Here is an 18,877-nt window from a genome sequence, read left to right as displayed (position 1 = left end):
TATCCCATTACTACAACGAGAAAAGTTACTAACTTAGTTGCCACACTAGCGCCACCTTTGCACCAAATTAGCGACATATTAGTGCTACTACCGCCATATTAACGCCACATTAGCACCACATTAGCACCACTTTTGTACCGCCGAAATTGCTCAGACGCTCAGACGGTGATTTTACAGTTTAGAGTGTAATATTTACGAGGTCAGACGACGATTTTAGTTTACAGTGCAGTATTTACGAGGTCAGACGACGATTTTACAGTTTATAGTGCAGTATTTACGAGGTCAGATGGTTCGGACTCAGGAGCCCTTATTTCGAAGAATCCGGGCATTTCGCAGTGCTATCGGACTCAGATGCAGCTATTCAACCCGATATGCTCAATTTTGGTGTGGATTTAGACCAATAAGAGCTATGCAGTCCGAAAACTAAGCAAATTGGTCCAAAAAGCGAAAATAGCTGCAATACGGTCCGTTAGGAGTGTTACGCGCGTGAGGAACATGAGGAGCATGAGAAACGTGAGGAGCATGAGAAACCTGAGGAGCGTTATTAACTTAGTTGCCACATTAGCAACTCATTTGTACCGCACTAATGCCACACTAACGCCACTTTTGTACACCCGAAATAGCTAAGACGCTCAGACGACGATTTTACAGTGCAGTATTTACGAGGTCAGATGGTTCGGACTCAGGAGCCCTTATTTCGAAGAATCCGGGCATTTCGCAGTGCTATCGGACTCAGATGCAGCTATTCAACCCGATATGCTCAATTTTGGTGTGGATTTAGACCAATAAGAGCTATGCAGTCCGAAAACTAAGCAAATTGGTCCAAAAAGCGAAAATAGCTGCAATACGGTCCGTTAGGAGTGTTACGCGCGTGAGGAACATGAGGAGCATGAGAAACGTGAGGAGCATGAGAAACCTGAGGAGCATGAGAAACCTGAGGAGCGTTATTAACTTAGTTGCCACATTAGCAACTCATTTGTACCGCACTAATGCCACACTAACGCCACTTTTGTACACCCGAAATAGCTAAGACGCTCAGACGACGATTTTACAGTGCAGTATTTACGAGGTCAGATGGTTCGGACTCAGGAGCCCTTATTTCGAAGAATCCGGGCATTTCGCAGTGCTATCGGACTCAGATGCAGCTATTCAACCCAATATGCTCAATTTTGGTGTGGATTTAGACCAATAAGAGCTATGCAGTCCGAAAACTCAGCAAAATGCTCAAAAAAGCTAAAATAGCTGCAATACAGTCCGTTAGGAGTGTTACGCGCGTGAGGAACATGAGAAACCTGAGAAACGTGAGGAGCCTGTGAAACGTGAGAAACATGAGGTGCCTGAGGAGCCTGTGAAACGTGAGAAACCTGTGAAACGTGAGGAACATGAGAAACCTGAGGAGCATTATGCACATACAGTCCCGATAGGAGCATCAGGAGTTTGTTCTCATTTAACAAGTGGCGTGTTTGGTGTTAAAAGGTAACTCGCAAAGTTAGTATAATGTCCCAACAATAACAAAAAGGCCGCAACCTGCGGCCTTTTTCTATATTACAACTCCCAACGCATATTCACTAATATCGCTTACCGCTCATTTTTTCAGAATACCAATATACTCTTCTTTCTCTCGATCTGCCCCCGCATTAAGTTTCAGTCGCAGTGACTTCGGGTGATCCAACACATTACTGCTGAAGTAACTTATAAATCCATCATCAGATCCACTACCAGAATTCGGATTAATTTTAATGTCGCGCTTCCCAACCTGCGCTGTTAACTCATAGGGGAGCTTTTGAAACAGTTCATTTCGGACGATCCAATCCGTTTGCAATTCCTCATTTATCATAAATTTGAGCGCTATGCTTAACGGAGAAAGCTCGACTTCGGCTAGTTTTACTTCCTGTCCGTCAATTATGAAGGGGTGGTCTACAACTAATGTCTCCGTCTTCAGCTCCCAAAACTTAGGATCAATAGAGAAGTTCACTTTTAAACGATCAGAATACCGCATGTCGGATAAAACCGTTCCTGTTTTCGGTTTACTTAACATTCCCGGGTCTACAGAGGCAATCTGAAAATCCGCCACTACGTCTGTTGGCCTTGGTCTATTTCGGTCCAGTGAAAATACAGTTTTGCCGAGCCAAGTATATATGGTTCCCTCTGCGTGTGCTCCCATTCCGCCCCTATTCCCATTCTCCTCCATTACATCTCGTCCAGTTTCAGCATCTGTCAGCTTCACACTATTTACACTGTACACTTCCTGACCGTCACTTGTTGTCCCTGTATACAGCAGCATGATTTTATTTTCATCAGCAAGCACAGCATTTAGCGTAATTTTATATCCATTTGATTCAGCACTCTTATTAACGATTTGTACATAATCATTCCGGATTGCAGACTCTAGTGTAAGAGCATCAATATCAGCTGCAGCCAATGTTTTAAAAGGCTCCAATACGCCCCAATCGAACGTATCAACACTCGAAGTCCCTTGCTGTGGCAACAGCTGGGTTGGATTGAAGAACAGCAAGCCCGCTATCATCACTGCAGCCGCCAGCACAGACATCGCGCTTTTTGTGAATATTAACCTTCTGCCACGTTTCTTGCCTAATTCCAAACCTGCTTGGATCGCATAGATCTGAGCGGCTGCATTCTCTATTTTTTGTTCTTGTGGGATACGTTCGGCATCGCTTAACATGGCAAGCTCCTCTTGACTACTCATTGTTCCATTCACCCCGATTCTTTATGATGGTTCGCAACTGCTTCAGCCCCTTATGCTGCCAAGTCTTAACCGTCCCCTCGGGTTTATTCATAATGTTAGCGATCTCAGTCAAGGTCATATCGTTGTAGTATTTTAGCAGCAGCACATGGCGATACTTGGGCTTAACCTGCTCGAGTGCCCACAGCATTTCCATCCGATGATGGCCAATGTGTGTGACCTGTTCTCCTATTCTTTCATCTACCAGCGGCATGGAACGTTTTCTCCGTCTTTGTTCATCTATACAGACATAAATTAGAATTCGAATAATCCATGATTTGAATGCTTTGGGGTCCTTTAAAGTTTTTCTTTTAATCCAAGCCCGGCAAGTCATTTCCTGCATCGCTTCTAGCGCATCGTTTCGGTTACGCAAGTAACTATAAGCAATACTGTACAATTGTTCTCTATGTACCAATATCGAATCGTAAAAATCTGTCTCGCTCCGAGTATCAAGAATCGTTACTTTTTTCATTTCTGCATTAGTCATCGTCATGTCCTTCCTTAGCCTCCTCTCTTCAACCTTTCATAGATTAAGACGGGGGAGGTATAGAAACGGTTTTTATTTCGTTTTGCTTTTTTTGCTCAAAGCTCTTTAAATTATAGCATTCTATAAAAATTGAACGAAAAATGTTATGATGAGTTAAATTGGACATAATTAATAGTACGCACTCAAAAGTGCCATAGGTGCTAAAAAGTACCCATACCTTGGAGGTTATCATGACAACAACATCTACAACAACTGTCAAGAAAAAATACAATATTTCTGTTGAAGCCACACTAGAGGTCATCGGAGGGAAATGGAAATGCGTAATTCTATGTCATTTAACTCATGGCAAAAAACGCACCTCCGAGTTAAAACAGTTGATGCCCGGCATTACTCAAAAAATGTTAACCCAGCAGCTACGCGAGCTTGAGGCAGATGGAATCATCAACCGAATTGTTTATAATCAGGTTCCACCAAAAGTAGAATACGAGCTTAGTGAATATGGGGATAGTTTAAGCGATATTTTGACTGCATTATGTAATTGGGGAGAACAACATATCATTAAGCAATACGGTGATAAATACGCTGTTTTAGAGGATAACATCTTAAATAAATAAACCGCTATATCAAGAAAATGGTTGGAGATTTATGCTGCGAGAGTTGGACTTCAATTATACGCCCACGAAAAAAGGACAGCTGAATCAGATCGATTCAACTGTCCAAAGCTTTGATTCACCCGTCCCTTAAATGGCGCACAGGAACATAACTTAAATTACGCCCTCTCCTCCAATAGCAGTTGCTGTGAATGATATGGGTCCAAATAGATTAATAGGCAAGTTGCTATCATTCTGAATTACCAATTCATAGTTGTGGACTCCAATATAAGCACCATCGACCCACTGAGCACTTAATTGAATATCAGTAATTGTAGTAAAACGATAAAAGGATCTATAAATATCGACTCCAGCTCGTCGGATGATAACAAGAAATTGGCTATTAGCAAGTGCAGTAAGACTAAAACTTCCATTTAACTCGACTCTACTGGAGAAAGAAGCCGGATTAGCCGGACTAATATTTACTTGCGCTGTAGCTAAACCCGCTCCAGCTCCAGGAATCCCTGCAACCGTTATAGCAGTAGTAAACGGATCTAACGGGATTTTTGCCTGTGACCCATAACTTATTATTGTCGCCATTTATCATCACTCCATTTCAAGGTTATAGAGTAGTATATTGTGAATCCACAATGATAGATTGGACTTAATTCCTGATGATTATATACATTTAAGGTATACTTTGCTAGATCATATAAACCTAGATACCTCGTCAATCACCATACGATTTCTACTCATTGACAACACCCCTGTTCAGCATTACAATAATTCACATATCATGAACAACGATGACAAAGGGTAAGTAGACAGACGAACATGGTCTTCAGAGAGCCGGTGGTAGGTGCGAAACGGTGACCAGCGTATGCTCGAATGGCCTTTATAGTTGTTTTTCCGAACTATCTAATGGATGCAGTAGGGAAAACCGGGGTTCCCGCCGTTATCAAGGGACCTGTATCGAGAATAAATTCAACCTCTCCGTACAGGTAAGAGAAGATCGAAAGCCAAGAATCGTAAGGTGACACGATCATTTAAGGTGGTACCACGACAACTTCGTCCTTATTGGATGAGGTTTTTTTGTCATTTAAAGGAGGTGATGGCCATGGATGATGGCTGGTGGTGGCGACTCGAGTGTAACCAAATGCTAAATAACAGGAGGAATTTATATGATGAACGAACGTGTCTTAACTGGAGATCGAGTGACTGGAAAGCTTCACCTTGGCCATTACGCCGGCAGCTTGCAGACCCGAGTAGCCCTTCAGGAGCAATATGAAACTTTTGTGTTTTTAGCCGATATTCAAGCCCTAACGACCCATTTTGATCGTCCACAGCTGCTGGGTCAACATCTGCATGAGATCACACTGGACTATTTATCTGCGGGTATAAATCCGGAGAAAACAACTATATTTATTCAATCGATGATCCCTGAAATCGCAGAGCTGACCCTCTTGTTCTCTATGTTTGTTACTGTGAATTCTTTACGGCATAATCCCACGATTAAAGCCGAATCGAAAAATTCGAGCTTAGATGAATTGTATTACGGTTTTCTTGGTTATCCAGTTAGTCAGACTGCTGACATAACATTTTGTAAAGCAACGATAATTCCTGTAGGGGAAGACCAACTCCCTCATCTGGAATTAACCCGTAAAATCGTCCGCAGATTCAACGAGCTGTACAGCCCGATACTGGTGGAACCCAAAGCGCTGATCAGTGAGACTCCGAGGCTTGTGGGTACGGATGGCAACGCTAAAATGAGTAAAAGCCTTGGCAATGCCATCGAGCTGGACTCCACTAAGGAAGAGATTATCTTTAAGATACGAAAAGCCACAACCGATCCAGCGCGTGTGCATAAAAATGATCCTGGACATCCAGATATCTGTCCTATTTTTGCTTATCATGGTGCTTTTCGCTCAGCGGGGGTAACCGAAATTCGTGAAGGCTGTGAGCAGGGTACCATGGGTTGTTCTGCTTGCAAACAGTTGATTTCGACAGCACTAGATCAGCTTATAGAACCGATGCGAGAGCGTCGTTCCTATTATGCTACTAAGCCGAAGCTTGTGCAGGAAATCTTAATCTCTGGAACACAGCATGCCCGCAGCATTGCTCAAGAAACGATGACCGAAGTACGTGAGGCTATGTGTCTTAACTATTTTTCAATCTAAAAATGACCAGTATAGGCACTCAAAAAAAGCCGGAATCTCATTGGAAGAGATCCGGCTTTTTTCTTCTCCTTACAACACCCAATTTCCCTTACGGAATACGGGTTCAATCGTACCGTCCGCCAGCTCTCCGTCAATATCCAGCTCTGCTGAACCGATCATAAAATCGACATGAGTTAAGCTGACATTAGCTCCTCTAGCGACAAGCTCTTCGTTCGTAAGCTTTGTGCCGCCTTCAATATTTACAGGATAAGCACTTCCTAGCGCGAAATGGCAGGAGGCATTCTCATCAATCCCTGTATTGTAAAAAATGCGGTTCAAGCGAGAGATTGGAGAATCATGCTGCACTAAGGCTACTTCTCCTAGATAAGATGCACCTTCATCCGTTGCCAGCAGTGAGGTTAAATGTTCGCGTCCGGATTCAGCTTCATAAGCTACGACTTTCCCTTTTTCAAAAGTGAATGAAAGTCCTTCAACTAACCGTCCATTCAAATTAAGAGGGAGCGTGCTTCTAACTGTGCCATTAACGCCAGTCCGATGGGGCATGGAATAAATCTCTTCCGTTGGCATATTAGCTACAAAATATACGCCTTTATCATTCTCACCGCCACCCCCGCGCCATAAATGGCCTTCCGGAAGCTCTACATGCAGATCCGTTCCCGGAGCACGGTAATGCAAGCTTTTATAACGTTTAGCGTTCATTCTGTCCTGACTTTCTTTCAACTGACCAATATGCTCTCTCCAAGCAGCTACCGGATCATTGCTGCCCACACGATTCATCTGGAATACAGCTTCCCACATCGCCTCTACCCGCTCTTCTTCAGGAAGATCGGCAAAAACCTTGTTCGCCCAAGCACGTGTTGGCGCTTTGACCAGAGACCAGCTGATTTTGCTGTTCCGAGTATATTTGGAGTAGTTCTTGCGAGCAACAGCCGCTGCTTTGACTGCTCTAGATACCTTAGAAGAATCAATGCCATTAAACAGTTCAGGATCAGGTACTTTAATATGTAAGATGGCACCATTCTCTTCCGCGAATTTCTCCATCATCTCAGCCTGCCACTGTGGATAGTAATCGAAAGAATCCTCTGGGGCTTTTTCATAACGGATCCGTGTAGTTGCTTCATCGTCCCAGTCAACAATTACATATTTAGCTCCCGCTTCATAGGCTTTCGCTACAATCAAGCGAGTAAGTTCTGCGGTTTCTATCGGTGCATGTACCATAAGGACTTGTCCAGGCTGTACATCTACTCCTACTTTTACAACTAGGTTCGCATATTTCTCCAGCATTACTTCAAAATCTTTCATGAATTCTCTTCCTCCATCTCTAGGGTTGCTATAAGCACTCGGTCAGCTTCACTTCTTATTTTAACGCAAAACGAGGATAGTTGCGATTCGATTTAGATTCTCAGCTACTTCACTTCAGGTATTTCGCCTGTATAGACACCTAGATCATTCTTATGAATCTCTACAATGGACGTTCCGATCTGCTTGTTATTGTGGTAAGCCATCACTGTGATCTTGGTATCCTGAGGTTCATCTATTTGCTTATTCTCCCCATCCATTGGACTCCAATAAATTTGATCTCCAGATTTGATTTTCAGCTCAAGACCTTTGTTATGCACTTTGTAGTCAGGGGGAGTCCATAACAATAAATTGCCGGATGTAGCCTGTATCTTAATAACATCCGCCCCTTCAGCAGTTATAAGCATAGGTAATCCTGGAGCACTACTATCAGTCACCCTGTATTCCGCTGTTGGGAACATAACATCCGGTTTCACCTCAAGTGATTGATTATTATGCCGCAAAATAAAGAAGAAAAAAAGTAAAATCGTTAAGCCCATGACGCCTCCGATGATTATTTTTTTCACTATTCAACCTCCCTTCCACCCTAATACTGTAACATATTTCCTTAATTTGGACAGTTATGAGCCAAATTAAGCGGCTCCCACGAGGAACCGCTCACTTCAATCCCTATTTTTTATCCACCTGTAACAGTGTCACTGTCTTCAAAGCATAAGTATGCATGATTTTATCCTCTGAAATTACATTCAACTTGGTCAAGCTTGCCACCTTTGCCGGATCTGATTTGGAGAGCAAACGCCACACTTCGGGGTCTGATAAGGTCTCATATAACTTTGCATCATCATATTCTTTGCGGTTTTGCACGACCAGCTTCACTTTATAGCTGCCAATTTCAGTCTCGTTAGTTTCCTGCTGACTACAATAATTTAAAATATCCTGACGAAGCTCGGCCAATTCTTTTTCAATATCCTTTTGCTTTTGCTTGAGCCGATAATACTGCTGAACCTTTTTCTCCATCCACTTCACGCTCCTTCATAGACATATGTATGCCGGAAACGTTCGATAAATTAGTTGAGTTCCCTATCATAAAAACTTATAATGAGCCGGGGATAGCTTATTTCCAAGTAGAGTCAAATTTCTTATAAAAACAATTCCACGGCAGGTGACTTATGTTTCATTCGTACTTTTTTCCAATTTCGTATGCGTTCATGATGTTTCCAATAGCAGCGCTGGTCTTCACACTACCTTTTCTTATCGTACAATACCGCAGACATGGCTATATACATAAGCTTAGAGCTTTAATCCTATATCTGCTGCTGCTCTATCTGATGAACGCTTATTTTCTTGTCTTGCTTCCTTTTCCATCCTCCCGGCACAATGCTGCACCTTCTGGGAGTGTCGTCCAATTCATTCCCCTTCAGTTTATTCAGGATATTATGGATGGATCGTCAATCATCCCTGAACAAATCTCGACCTACTGGTCATTACTGCGTGAGCCTGCATTTTTACAGGTCATTTTTAACGTTGCATTGACCGTACCGTTTGGAATGTTTTTGGGCTATTATTTTCGTACACGCTGGGTCGTGTGCATTCTACTATCCTTTGCCTTTTCCTTGTCCTTTGAGATCACGCAGATTACAGGAATTTATGGTTTCTTCGATCATCCTTACCGTCTTTTTGATGTCGATGATCTCATTACCAACACAATCGGAGGGATTTTTGGATTTCGAATTTCCATTTGGATCTCCGGGCTATTGCCACGTATAGAACAACTGGATACAAACATTGACCGCTCTGCCAAAAGAGTCTCCTATACCCGCAGAGGAATAGCTTTTCTAATCGATAGTATGGTGTGGAGCATCGGGTTTGGGGTACTCTTCGGATTCGATATAAAAGCTGCCTTCTGGATTGTAACTGGTATTTACTTCATGCTTGTTCCGGCTCTCACGGGCGGACGGACCTTAGGGAAATGGATGGTGCGGATTCGGGTGAAGAGCAGCGGGAATCATGCTTTTTTCTGGGCTCTGATGATCAGATATGGCCTGCTATATTGGGTGCTGCTTGGGATTCACGCTCTTTTGCTTGATTCCGCCCTTCTAGGGCATCTTTCCTCCGTATGGAATATGCTTATTCATCTGTTTGTTCTATTGATAGACTTGGCTTTCTTTATTCATTTAGTCATTAGTATATTCAAAAAAGAAACTCAGCTAATATATGAGAAACTAAGTCGAACTTCTCATGTTATTTCTTGGCCAGAGAAACGGCTCCAATCTGATGTATCCAGCAACAGCCCTGTAGAAAGCTAAACTAGTTATTATTTAAATGGTATTTTTACATTGGAAATTATTATAGAATTAGGAGGTGAGCATTCTCAAAATTTAGGAGATGAGCGTATGGAAACTACAAGCAGCTTGCAGTTATCTAGAAGTCTTCCAGAAAAACAGGGGATTTCATTAACCGCAATATCCCGCTTTATTAGTGCAGTAGAGGAACAAAATTTAGGCCTGCACAGCTTTATGCTACTACGACATGGTTATGTGGTCTCTGAAGGCTGGTGGGCTCCTTACAGGTCCGTTCTTCCGCATATGTTATTTTCCCTTAGCAAAAGCTTCACCTCAACCGCAATCGGGTTAGCTGTTACTGAGAAACTTGTCACCCTCGATGATTCTGTCCTCTCCTTTTTCCCTGAAGAGGCTCCTTCGATTATCACGGAGAATCTATCTAATATGACAATCAGACATCTATTGATGATGGGTACCGGGCATGTCGTGGATACTATGGACACCCTTCGCAAAAGTGCCGACGGGAATTGGGTGAAAGCTTTCTTCTCCGTCCCCGTCGAGAAACAACCGGGTACACATTTCCTATATAATACCGGTGCTACTTACATGCTGGCCGCGATCCTTCAACGGGTTACTGGCCAAACACTGCTAGAATATTTAGAACCGCGCCTCTTCGTGCCTCTGGGCATTCAGGGTGCAACGTGGGAGTCTTGTCCACGTGGAATTAACACAGGGGGATTTGGCTTAAACATTACAACCGAGGATATCGCTAAATTCGGCCAGCTATACTTACAAAAAGGAATCTGGAATAATCAACGGGTTCTGCCTGAAAAGTGGATTAATGAGGCTACTACCAAACATATTTCCAATGGCGAAGGTGATCATGACTGGGCAATGGGATATGGGTATCAGTTCTGGCAATGCCAGCACGGTGCCTACCGGGCAGATGGCGCCTTCGGTCAACTCTGTATCGTGCTTCCGGAGCAAGATGCCGTAATTATTACTACCGCTGCATCAGACAGTATACAAGGAATGTTGAATGCTGTGTGGGAACATCTGCTTCCCGCGATGAAGCCAGCTCCCTTGCCATTAGAGCCGGCTGCTTCTGCCCACTTGGTTGAACAATTAAAGAATTTATCTATCCAACCGCCACAACTGCAGCCCTCTTCATCACAAGAAGAACGAATAAACGGCTTAACCTATAAGCTCGATGACAACCAATTTGCCTTGGACACCTTCTCTATCTCTTTCAATAACAACGAAGCTGCAGTTACTTTACAATTTAAGACTGGAGAGGATTCTGTGATCTGTCTTGGTCGAGGGGAATGGCTCGAAAGCTTCGCACAGGTCATTGATGCTTCCTTGAACCGAATCATGTCCAGCTTTACTTGGGTTGCTGATGATCAGCTACAGCTTACTTTATTGTTTATTGAAATGCCTTTCTGCATAACTCTTGAAATAATCTTACTAGAGAATCAGCTAATTCTTAAACAAAAGTTTAATGTGAATATGGGACCGACTGAATTCCCTGAGATCATTGGCAGACTATAATTCTTAATGAATACAAAAGACCGCTTCGTCCTTTAAAGAGACTTAGCGGCCTTTTAAATATTCGATTCTAATCTGTGAAATCAGCAAGCTTGAGGATGACCGGACAATGATCGCTCCCCATAATGTGGCAATCGATTTGGGCATCCAGCAGATTAGGTGCAAGTCTAGAAGAAGCTAGGAAATAATCAATCCGCCAGCCTACATTCCGTTCTCTCACCTTCGGCATATAAGACCACCATGAATAAACGCCTTCAAGCTCTGGATGAAAATATCTAAAGGTATCTATGAAGCCGGACTCCAGCAGCGTACTCATTTTTCCTCTTTCTTCATCGGTAAAGCCAGAGTTTCCGCGGTTAGCTTTAGCATTTTTGATATCAATATCCTGATGGGCTACGTTCATATCGCCGCATACAACGACTGGTTTTAGCTTGTCCAGTTCCAGAAGGTAATTGCGGAAGCGGTCCTCCCATTCCATTCTGTAATCCAATCTAGCCAGATCTCGTTTGGCATTTGGTGTATACACATTCACTAGATAAAAATGTTCGAACTCCAGCGTAATAATCCGGCCTTCCGCTTCTTCATCCTCTTCCATTCCGTATCTCACAGAGATCGGCTTGATTTTGGTGAATATAGCTGTGCCTGAATACCCTTTTTTCACTGCATAATTCCAATATTGATAGTATTCTTCACCCTGTTCCAGAACAATCTGCCCTTCTTGCAGCTTCGTCTCCTGTACACAGAAAATATCTGCTTCTACTTCCTTAAAATAATCATCAAACCCTTTTTTCACACAGGCCCGAAGACCATTCACATTCCATGATACCAACTTTATCATTAACGTTTCTCCTTGCATTTTGCTTTGATAGTAACCAGTTTATCATATTACAGCCAGAAATTTATAGAGGGTTAGGGTCATCTTGAGCAGTTCTGCGAATAGATTTATATCCTAATCATTTATTATCCATGATACAATAGCAAAATTGACTCTATACAAATTTTCTAACACGTGAGGTAAAAAAACTTATGAATGCACCAAATCTTTTACGAGGGTTTAACTTTTTGTATTTTGCTCTGCTAGCCATGTTTATTCCCTTTCTGCCAGTCTATCTAAGTGAACAAGGTCTAAGCCCATCGCAAATCGGCTTCATTATTGGAACTGGTGGTTTTGTTACCATCGTTGCCCAGCCTTTATGGGGGATGATCAGTGATAAAACAAAGACCATCCGCAAAGTGCTGTTAGCTCTGCTGTTATGCTCAGCGGTAACCGGATACTTTTTGTTCGATTCCAGCAGTTACGTTGTTCTCATTCTTTTTGCTATGCTGCTGTATTTCTTCTTGATGCCCATTGATCCGCTGACAGAAAGCTTGAATTTCCGAGTCTCTGAGGCGGCTGGAATTAGCTATGGTTCTATCCGTACATATGGTGCGCTAGGTTATGGTGTAATGGCTCTGATTACTGGCTATGTGCTTGGTTTTTTCGGCTCTCATGGAATAGCTCTTCTGTTTGTTGCCATTTGCCTTATAAGCTTTATAGTAAGCTGGAACATGCCAGATGCCCCCGTCACAGGTAAGCCGGTCACGCTGGATAGCCTCAAGCACTTTTTTGGCAACAAAAAGACATTAATGTTTCTGGTGCTCATATTTATTAGCTCTGTACCCGCACGAATGAACGATACATTTATTGGAGTTTATATTCGTGAGCTTGGTGGCAGTCCTCAACTGGTAGGCCAATCATTTTTCCTCGCGGCAATAAGTGAAATCATTGTCTTTGCATTAAGCTTCTGGTGGTTGCGAAAAGGAAAAGAACTGATTATCATATCGATTTCCGGAGCCTTCTATTTCCTTCGTTTCTTGATTTCAGCTTGGATCATTGATCCACACTTGTTAGCGTATTTGCAGATTCTTCAAATTCTTACCTTCCCTGTGTTCTACTCGGCTGCTATTCAATACCTGTACAGCATTGTACCCGAGGAATGGCGTGCTACAGGGCAAACCGTCCTTGCACTATTGTTCTTCGGTGTATCAGGTATCCTGGCTTCTTATGCTGGTGGGGCATTATATGATGCCTTTGGGGGTAAAGCTCTTTACTTAACGATCTCCGCAATGTCGTTTGTCGGCATGCTATTCGGATTGATACTGTATCTGATTTATCGTAAAAAAACGGAATAAGCGTACGAAAATAAACCGGGGATGTCCCAGCCGCTTTCTAAGTGGCTATTGGACATCCCCGGTTTTTTCTATTAAAAAGTGCTAATTCACCATGGCATTCGCTCTAGCATTAATAGATTTTCAACATAGAATATCCTATCAAACGAAAAGGAGGTCGTTACTATGGCCATCGTATTACCGCTTCAATATTTCAATTTAGCCCCTGTCATTGGTAAATCTTATTATGAAAACCTTGCAGGTGGAATTAACGCTGCTGTTACTGTGAACAATAACTCCAACTTCCCAGTAGATTTAGTAATCACTCGTGTGAATGCTCCAGTTATCACATACACGATTCCAGCATTCAATAGCCTTACGCTTGCAGTTCATGCCCTTTTGGTAGCTGCACTCTTAAGTACTCCTGCTGGCACCACATTCGGAACTATTGAAATTTCAACATCAGATTTCTAATAGTGTAGCATTAGGCATCTCTAGCTGGAAGTTCAGCTAGGGATGCTTCTCTATGTGAATCTAGCTTAATCCTTCTATTGTATGCTGCTCCATAAGCTGCTTCAGCTTGGTTTCAGTATTCGAATCTCCCGCAGGAGTATAGATGCTGCAGCGTAAATCTGCACTGCCATGAACCTGCAAAGAGGTTAGATGAAATAACATTTTTCCCGCCTTGGCATGTCTGAATTCTAGTAACACATCCGGGGCCGAACTAACCCGACTTTGCTCCCACATCTCATTAAAAGCCGGATGCAATTCTTTCAATTCCTCTATAAATTCATCATACCAATGATCCTCTACATACTGTCCGTAATACGCTCTGAAGATAGAAAGATAACCGCTGACGAATTGTTCCCAATTCACTGCTAAGCGCCTAAACTCCTTACGAACAAATAACAATCGGATCATATTCCGCTCTTCGATGGGCAGCTTTGAGAAATCAAGAAAAACATGGGCGGCAGCTTCATTCCAACCGACGATTCCGCAACGTCTATCAGAAATTATCGTAGGACAATATTTAAGTTCCTGTAAAATTTTCTGCAGCGAAGGACTAATTACGGAAGATTCATCTTGCGGATAGGGTGTGGTTCCGGTTCCAGTTTCTAAAGCCAATGCAAAAAGATACTTCCGCTCATCTTTAGTCAGCCTAAGTGCAGTGGCAATACAGTCCAAAACAGAGGACGAGACTTTTATATCTCTGCCTTGTTCAAGCCACGTATACCAGGTACTGCTTACCCCTGCAAGCTGTGCAACCTCTTCCCTGCGGAGTCCTGGCGTTCTTCTGCGTGTGCCTTCTGGCAAGCCTACAGAGCTTGGTGAAATTGCCGCACGACGTGCTTTCAAAAAATCGGATAATGCTTGTAATCTTGTTTGATTAGCCATAAGCTACCTCCACTTTGGGATTTCTGTTCCTTTAGTATAGTACAAATTATACTAGGATAAACGATAACTTGTAATAGGATAAATAAAGTGGAAAAATACTAGTATACACTAGCTGAGGAGGTTCATTATGGAACGCGTAGTGATTACAGGCATGGGCTTAATCTCACCACTTGGAAATACAATCGAACAATTTTGGGATCGGCTAATTTCTGGTGAATCGGGTATATCCCCGATCACTTCATTTGATACAACAGGTTTTAAGACGAGAATTGCCGGCGAAGTACGTGATTTCGATGCAGAGGGCAGATTTGGGCGTAAAGAGGCACGGCGAATGGACAGATTCAGTCAGTTTGCCCTCGCAGCTACTGAAGAGGCTTGGAAACATTCTGGCCTCCAGCTTGATAAGATTGACAAGGAGAGACTTGGCGTTTATGTAGGATCTGGTGTTGGAGGAATTCAGACCTTGATGGATCAAGGTACGGTCCTGAAAGAGCGTGGACCTGATCGAGTCAGCCCTACCTTAATTCCCATGATGATCTCCAATATGGCTGCGGCGATGATCAGCATTAAATTTGGAGCTCTCGGCCCGACCATGTCTCCAGTAACAGCTTGTTCTATTGGAAATACTGCGATTGGTGAGGCCTTCCGTTTAATTCGTTATGGCGGTGCGGACATTGTTATAGCCGGGGGTTCTGAAGCTGCTATTACTGAAATCTCGTTGGCCAGCTTCGGGAATGCCACCTCTTTATCTACACGAAATGAAGAGCCTACTAAAGCGAGCCGCCCTTTCGATGGAGGACGGGATGGCTTTGTAATCGGTGAAGGTGGCGGCATAGTCATTCTTGAGTCACTCTCCCATGCTCAGCGTAGAAACGCCAAGATTCACGGTGAAGTGATCGGGTATGGTGCTAGCTCTGATGCTTATCATATGGTTGCCACTCATCCAGAGGGGATTGGTGCCTATCAAGCTATGAAGTTAGCGCTAAATGAAGCTAATCTCCAGCCCCACAACGTAGATGTAATCAGTGCGCATGCGACAAGTACAGTAGTAGGAGACCATTCTGAAACCCTAGCGATTAAAAAATTATTTGGCGAGCATGCCTACCACATCCCCGTAACCGCTAATAAGTCCATGACTGGACATGCTTTAGGGGCCGCTGGCGGCTTAGAAGCCATCGCTTTAGTTAAAAGTATCCAAGAAGGGATCATTCCTCCTACCATCAATCAGGACACCCCTGATTCCATCTGTGATTTAGATTACGTACCTAACAATGCACGAAAAGCTAATCTCGAAATAGGCATCTCCAATTCATTTGGCTTCGGCGGCCATAATGCTGTTATTGTGATCCGAAAGTTCGTAGACTAATCCTACATTATAAAAGGGGTTTCAACTTAGCCATTACACATGACTAGTTGAAACCCCTTCTGCTGTTAATCCTTTTAAACTATCTTATTCCGAAGGTGATACATGACTTCCCCAGATAGAGATCCCTTCATTAGAAACCGCGGTGAACGTCATAACATTACTGGCTGTAGCTTCATTCCACTCTTTCAGGAACACACCCTTGTAAGTAGAACCACCTATCGTTAACTCTGCAGTATGATCGTCGATAAGCTTCCACTTGCCCTTTACTGCGCCTTTGATTTTACCACTCTTCGTCAATTGAATTAGCTCCGATTGCACGATATCTGCCGTAATTTCTTTATTATGATTCACATATTTGTATTCGCCTGCGATTTGCTCTTTCGTATATTTATCAATGGTCTCGCCACCATAACGGTGTGGTGCGACCACCGGCCAGCCATCAGCGTTCATGAACATCTGGTGTACTCTAACCTCATGCTTTTCACCACGATTCGGGAACCGTGTATGGAAGATCAAATAATACTTGCCAGTCTCTTCATCGTAAAATGCGGAGTTATGTCCTGGTGATACATATCCTTCCCCACTTACTGGGAGCTCATCGTCATTATTCAGGAATTCGAAATTCCCCATGAGTTTAACTCCGTAAGGAGCATAAGCAGGATCATCAAACAATACGCCAGCTGTGCCCTGTGAATCGATCATATCCTGGCCCTCAGAATCTTCAAATGGTCCATCAGGTGTCTTCGAGCGAGCTACACGGATGTTATATCCGCCATCAGCAGCCAGCCCCCCGTAGGATAGGAACAGGTAGTAGTAATCCGTCTCAGGACTGTACAGCATATAGGGAGCTTCTATCCGCGCATGATTTGCGCCTAGAAGCTTTTTGCCATAACCTTGATCCGGCAGTGGGAATCCTGTGCTTGTATCCAGTTCCATAATAAAAATACCACCGGAATAAGAACCATACACCATCCACAATCTGCCTTCTTTATCAAAGAACACATCCGGATCTACAACATTCGGCTTTTGTGTGGCATCATAAGTTTCTCCGTCATCGCCTACACCCACCATACCTGACTTTAAGAAGATCCCTTTGTTCTTATAAGGTCCTTCAATATGGTCTGACACGGCTATACCAAGTGCTGATAATGGGGAATCACCTTTACACGCGTTGTAATACATATAATATTTACCATCCGCCAATTGAATGACATCCGGTGCCCATAAAGTGTCCGTCTTTCCCCAGGTTAAGGCCTCTTTTAATTCCTCTTTGACATTCGGGATGAGTACGTTTCCATCAACAACTCCAGAGGACAATTGAGTCCAGGACATCAGGTCGTCGGATTTAGCAGAAGCCAAATGTGAGCCAAACACATAGTACTTATTATCAGCCAAAATAATGGAAGGATCATGTACAGAAACATTCTTGAAGACAGGCTGAACAGGCTCAGGTCCGCTGTTTGTGTTGCCAGAATTAGCCGTGTCGTTGTTGCACGCGGTTACAGCTAATAATGAAACGCTAAGTAAAGTAGTAATAATTATCTTCTTCATCGTTATACCCCCTATGTATGCCTTTTCATTTTGAGATGAAAACGATAAATAGTCAACCCTTTTATTTAATTAAGTTCGTATTAATTCATATTTATTTAAATAATAGTGAACGTTGTAGAAAATAAAAAAAACGCTAAGCCAACTAAATGGCCTAGCGTTTCCTCTTATTATTTAGTTAAAACAAGTTGCTTACTTAGCGCCTTCTTGCACTAAAACTGGCTCTGGATAAGCGTTCTTAAGTATACGTTGTCTATTCTTAACGACTGTTGGTGGTTCCACCTTAGGTGCCATCGGATGCATTAACCAAGACTTCACCATATGGGTATCCGAAACCTTATACATTGGAGGCTCTTTCTCCATATCGATTTGCATAGCATAGGTGCTGCGAAGTGCGAAGGCATCACCCTTAGGCGGTTTGATCAAATCTGGAGGGGTACCAGGAATAGCGGTAAGCAAAGAACCTTTGCTCTCTAAACTTGGCATGGACGCAAGCAATCCCCAAGTGTAAGGATGTCTTGGATCGTAGAAGATCTCTTCTGCAGTTCCCATTTCAACAATTTGTCCGGCATACATTACTGCTACACGATCCGCCATTCTTGCTACAACACCAAGATCATGGGTGATAAAAATAATCGCCGTATCAATCTTCTTCTGCAATTCCTTCATCAGGTCAAGAATCTGTGCCTGAATGGTAACGTCGAGCGCTGTAGTTGGCTCATCCGCAATCAGAAGCTTAGGGTTTGCTGCAAGTGCCATTGCGATAACGACACGTTGACGCATACCGCCACTGAACTCATGCGGATATTGATTGAAGCGGCGCTCTGGTGAAGGAATACCTACTAGCGTAAGCAGTTCAACCCCACGTTTATTGGCAGCTTCTTTGGAGATTTTCTCATGTTTGTGCAGTACTTCAGTAATTTGTCTGCCGACCTTCATCATCGGGTTCAAGGAAGTCATCGGATCCTGAAAAATCATACCGATCTCTTTACCACGAATCTTCTGCATTTGCTTCTCAGACTTACCGATCAAATCTTGTCCATCAAATAAAATTTGTCCACGTTTATATTCTCCTGGCGGCGTTGGAACTAACTTCATTACCGCTTGTGAAGTTACACTTTTACCGGAACCGGATTCCCCAACAATCGCTAGAGTTTCACCTTTATCTACATGGAAGCTAACACCACGGATCGCTTGTACTTCTCCACCGTGTGTTTTGAATGATATCGCTAGATCTTTTACCTCTAAAAGGCGCTCCATCTTGTCACCCTCTCATTTCCTCGTCAATTATGAT

At 43.1% G+C, this 18,877-nt stretch carries 18 protein-coding genes; 8 read left to right on the top strand and 10 right to left on the bottom strand.

Translation table 11 applies throughout. The annotated features are described in order from the left end of the window. The first annotated feature begins 1,312 nt into the window (after nucleotides 1-1,312). Nucleotides 1,313-1,480, top strand: coding sequence for a hypothetical protein (locus MHI25_RS13435; protein WP_340395525.1), 168 nt, complete (start codon nucleotides 1,313-1,315; stop codon nucleotides 1,478-1,480). Nucleotides 1,481-1,585: 105 nt separating this feature from the next. Here the strand turns inward: MHI25_RS13435 and MHI25_RS13430 are convergent, their stop codons facing one another. Both MHI25_RS13430 and MHI25_RS13425 read right to left on the bottom strand, forming a co-directional pair. Continuing rightward, nucleotides 1,586-2,707, bottom strand: a complete 1,122-nt coding sequence (locus MHI25_RS13430) for a DUF4179 domain-containing protein (protein ID WP_340395524.1) — start codon at nucleotides 2,705-2,707, stop codon at nucleotides 1,586-1,588. Then, entirely contained in the window at nucleotides 2,700-3,236 is a 537-nt protein-coding gene (locus MHI25_RS13425) for a sigma-70 family RNA polymerase sigma factor (protein WP_036686352.1), read from the bottom strand. Before MHI25_RS13425 ends, MHI25_RS13430 begins: the two co-directional genes overlap by 8 nt. A 224-nt stretch (nucleotides 3,237-3,460) precedes the next feature. Between MHI25_RS13425 and MHI25_RS13420 the strand changes: the two genes are divergently transcribed. Next, on the top strand, nucleotides 3,461-3,844 hold the full coding sequence (locus MHI25_RS13420; RefSeq protein ID WP_076125996.1) for a winged helix-turn-helix transcriptional regulator: 384 nt from the start codon (nucleotides 3,461-3,463) through the stop codon (nucleotides 3,842-3,844). 150 nt (nucleotides 3,845-3,994) lie between these two features. Here the strand turns inward: MHI25_RS13420 and MHI25_RS13415 are convergent, their stop codons facing one another. Next, the gene (locus MHI25_RS13415) at nucleotides 3,995-4,420 is read right to left on the bottom strand and encodes a hypothetical protein (protein WP_036686349.1); all 426 of its coding nucleotides are present in this window, start codon (nucleotides 4,418-4,420) and stop codon (nucleotides 3,995-3,997) included. 581 nt (nucleotides 4,421-5,001) lie between these two features. Here MHI25_RS13415 and trpS point away from each other — a divergent pair. Continuing rightward, nucleotides 5,002-5,997, top strand: a complete 996-nt coding sequence (trpS, locus tag MHI25_RS13410) for a tryptophan--tRNA ligase (protein WP_340395523.1) — start codon at nucleotides 5,002-5,004, stop codon at nucleotides 5,995-5,997. Nucleotides 5,998-6,066: 69 nt separating this feature from the next. Here the strand turns inward: trpS and MHI25_RS13405 are convergent, their stop codons facing one another. From MHI25_RS13405 to MHI25_RS13395, 3 genes are all read right to left on the bottom strand, one after another. After that, nucleotides 6,067-7,299 (bottom strand): aminopeptidase, encoded by a 1,233-nt coding sequence (locus MHI25_RS13405; RefSeq protein WP_340395522.1) that lies wholly within the window; start codon nucleotides 7,297-7,299, stop codon nucleotides 6,067-6,069. Nucleotides 7,300-7,403: 104 nt separating this feature from the next. Then, nucleotides 7,404-7,862: a hypothetical protein gene (locus MHI25_RS13400; protein ID WP_340395521.1), complete on the bottom strand. Its 459-nt coding sequence runs from the start codon at nucleotides 7,860-7,862 to the stop codon at nucleotides 7,404-7,406. A 103-nt stretch (nucleotides 7,863-7,965) separates the two neighbouring features. After that, nucleotides 7,966-8,313: a hypothetical protein gene (locus MHI25_RS13395; protein WP_076125990.1), complete on the bottom strand. Its 348-nt coding sequence runs from the start codon at nucleotides 8,311-8,313 to the stop codon at nucleotides 7,966-7,968. Between the two features lie 191 nt (nucleotides 8,314-8,504). Between MHI25_RS13395 and MHI25_RS13390 the strand changes: the two genes are divergently transcribed. Both MHI25_RS13390 and MHI25_RS13385 read left to right on the top strand, forming a co-directional pair. Continuing rightward, nucleotides 8,505-9,602, top strand: coding sequence for a VanZ family protein (locus MHI25_RS13390; protein ID WP_340395520.1), 1,098 nt, complete (start codon nucleotides 8,505-8,507; stop codon nucleotides 9,600-9,602). A gap of 87 nt (nucleotides 9,603-9,689) precedes the next feature. Continuing rightward, nucleotides 9,690-11,129, top strand: a complete 1,440-nt coding sequence (locus tag MHI25_RS13385) for a serine hydrolase (RefSeq protein ID WP_340395519.1) — start codon at nucleotides 9,690-9,692, stop codon at nucleotides 11,127-11,129. 67 nt (nucleotides 11,130-11,196) lie between these two features. Here the strand turns inward: MHI25_RS13385 and MHI25_RS13380 are convergent, their stop codons facing one another. Further along, the gene (locus tag MHI25_RS13380; RefSeq protein ID WP_076279814.1) at nucleotides 11,197-11,961 is read right to left on the bottom strand and encodes an exodeoxyribonuclease III; all 765 of its coding nucleotides are present in this window, start codon (nucleotides 11,959-11,961) and stop codon (nucleotides 11,197-11,199) included. 191 nt (nucleotides 11,962-12,152) lie between these two features. Between MHI25_RS13380 and MHI25_RS13375 the strand changes: the two genes are divergently transcribed. Together MHI25_RS13375 and MHI25_RS13370 are read left to right on the top strand one after the other, a co-directional pair. Beyond that, on the top strand, nucleotides 12,153-13,298 hold the full coding sequence (locus MHI25_RS13375) for an MFS transporter (RefSeq protein WP_076183499.1): 1,146 nt from the start codon (nucleotides 12,153-12,155) through the stop codon (nucleotides 13,296-13,298). Between the two features lie 162 nt (nucleotides 13,299-13,460). After that, nucleotides 13,461-13,748 carry a hypothetical protein gene (locus tag MHI25_RS13370; protein WP_076125983.1) on the top strand — a complete coding sequence of 96 codons (288 nt, stop codon included), beginning with the start codon at nucleotides 13,461-13,463 and terminating at the stop codon, nucleotides 13,746-13,748. A gap of 60 nt (nucleotides 13,749-13,808) precedes the next feature. Here MHI25_RS13370 and MHI25_RS13365 read toward each other — a convergent pair whose 3' ends face one another. Then, a complete protein-coding gene (locus tag MHI25_RS13365) occupies nucleotides 13,809-14,669 on the bottom strand; it encodes a helix-turn-helix transcriptional regulator (RefSeq protein ID WP_076125982.1) in 861 nt (286 codons plus the stop codon). A 127-nt stretch (nucleotides 14,670-14,796) separates the two neighbouring features. On the opposite strand from MHI25_RS13365, the gene fabF reads away from it, so the two are divergent. Next, entirely contained in the window at nucleotides 14,797-16,035 is a 1,239-nt protein-coding gene (gene fabF, locus MHI25_RS13360; RefSeq protein ID WP_076306326.1) for a beta-ketoacyl-ACP synthase II, read from the top strand. A gap of 84 nt (nucleotides 16,036-16,119) precedes the next feature. Here the strand turns inward: fabF and MHI25_RS13355 are convergent, their stop codons facing one another. Both MHI25_RS13355 and MHI25_RS13350 read right to left on the bottom strand, forming a co-directional pair. Beyond that, entirely contained in the window at nucleotides 16,120-17,586 is a 1,467-nt protein-coding gene (locus MHI25_RS13355) for a family 43 glycosylhydrolase (RefSeq protein WP_076125979.1), read from the bottom strand. Between the two features lie 189 nt (nucleotides 17,587-17,775). Next, complete coding sequence (locus MHI25_RS13350) at nucleotides 17,776-18,843, bottom strand: ABC transporter ATP-binding protein (RefSeq protein WP_076125977.1); 1,068 nt, start codon at nucleotides 18,841-18,843, stop codon at nucleotides 17,776-17,778. Nucleotides 18,844-18,877: the final 34 nt, after the last annotated feature.

This window comes from Paenibacillus sp. FSL E2-0177 (assembly GCF_037992975.1).
Lineage (GTDB): Bacteria > Bacillota > Bacilli > Paenibacillales > Paenibacillaceae > Paenibacillus_AQ > Paenibacillus_AQ odorifer.
The sequence above is the reverse complement of the archived record's forward strand: the minus strand, read 5'-3'. Positions and strand labels throughout refer to the sequence as shown.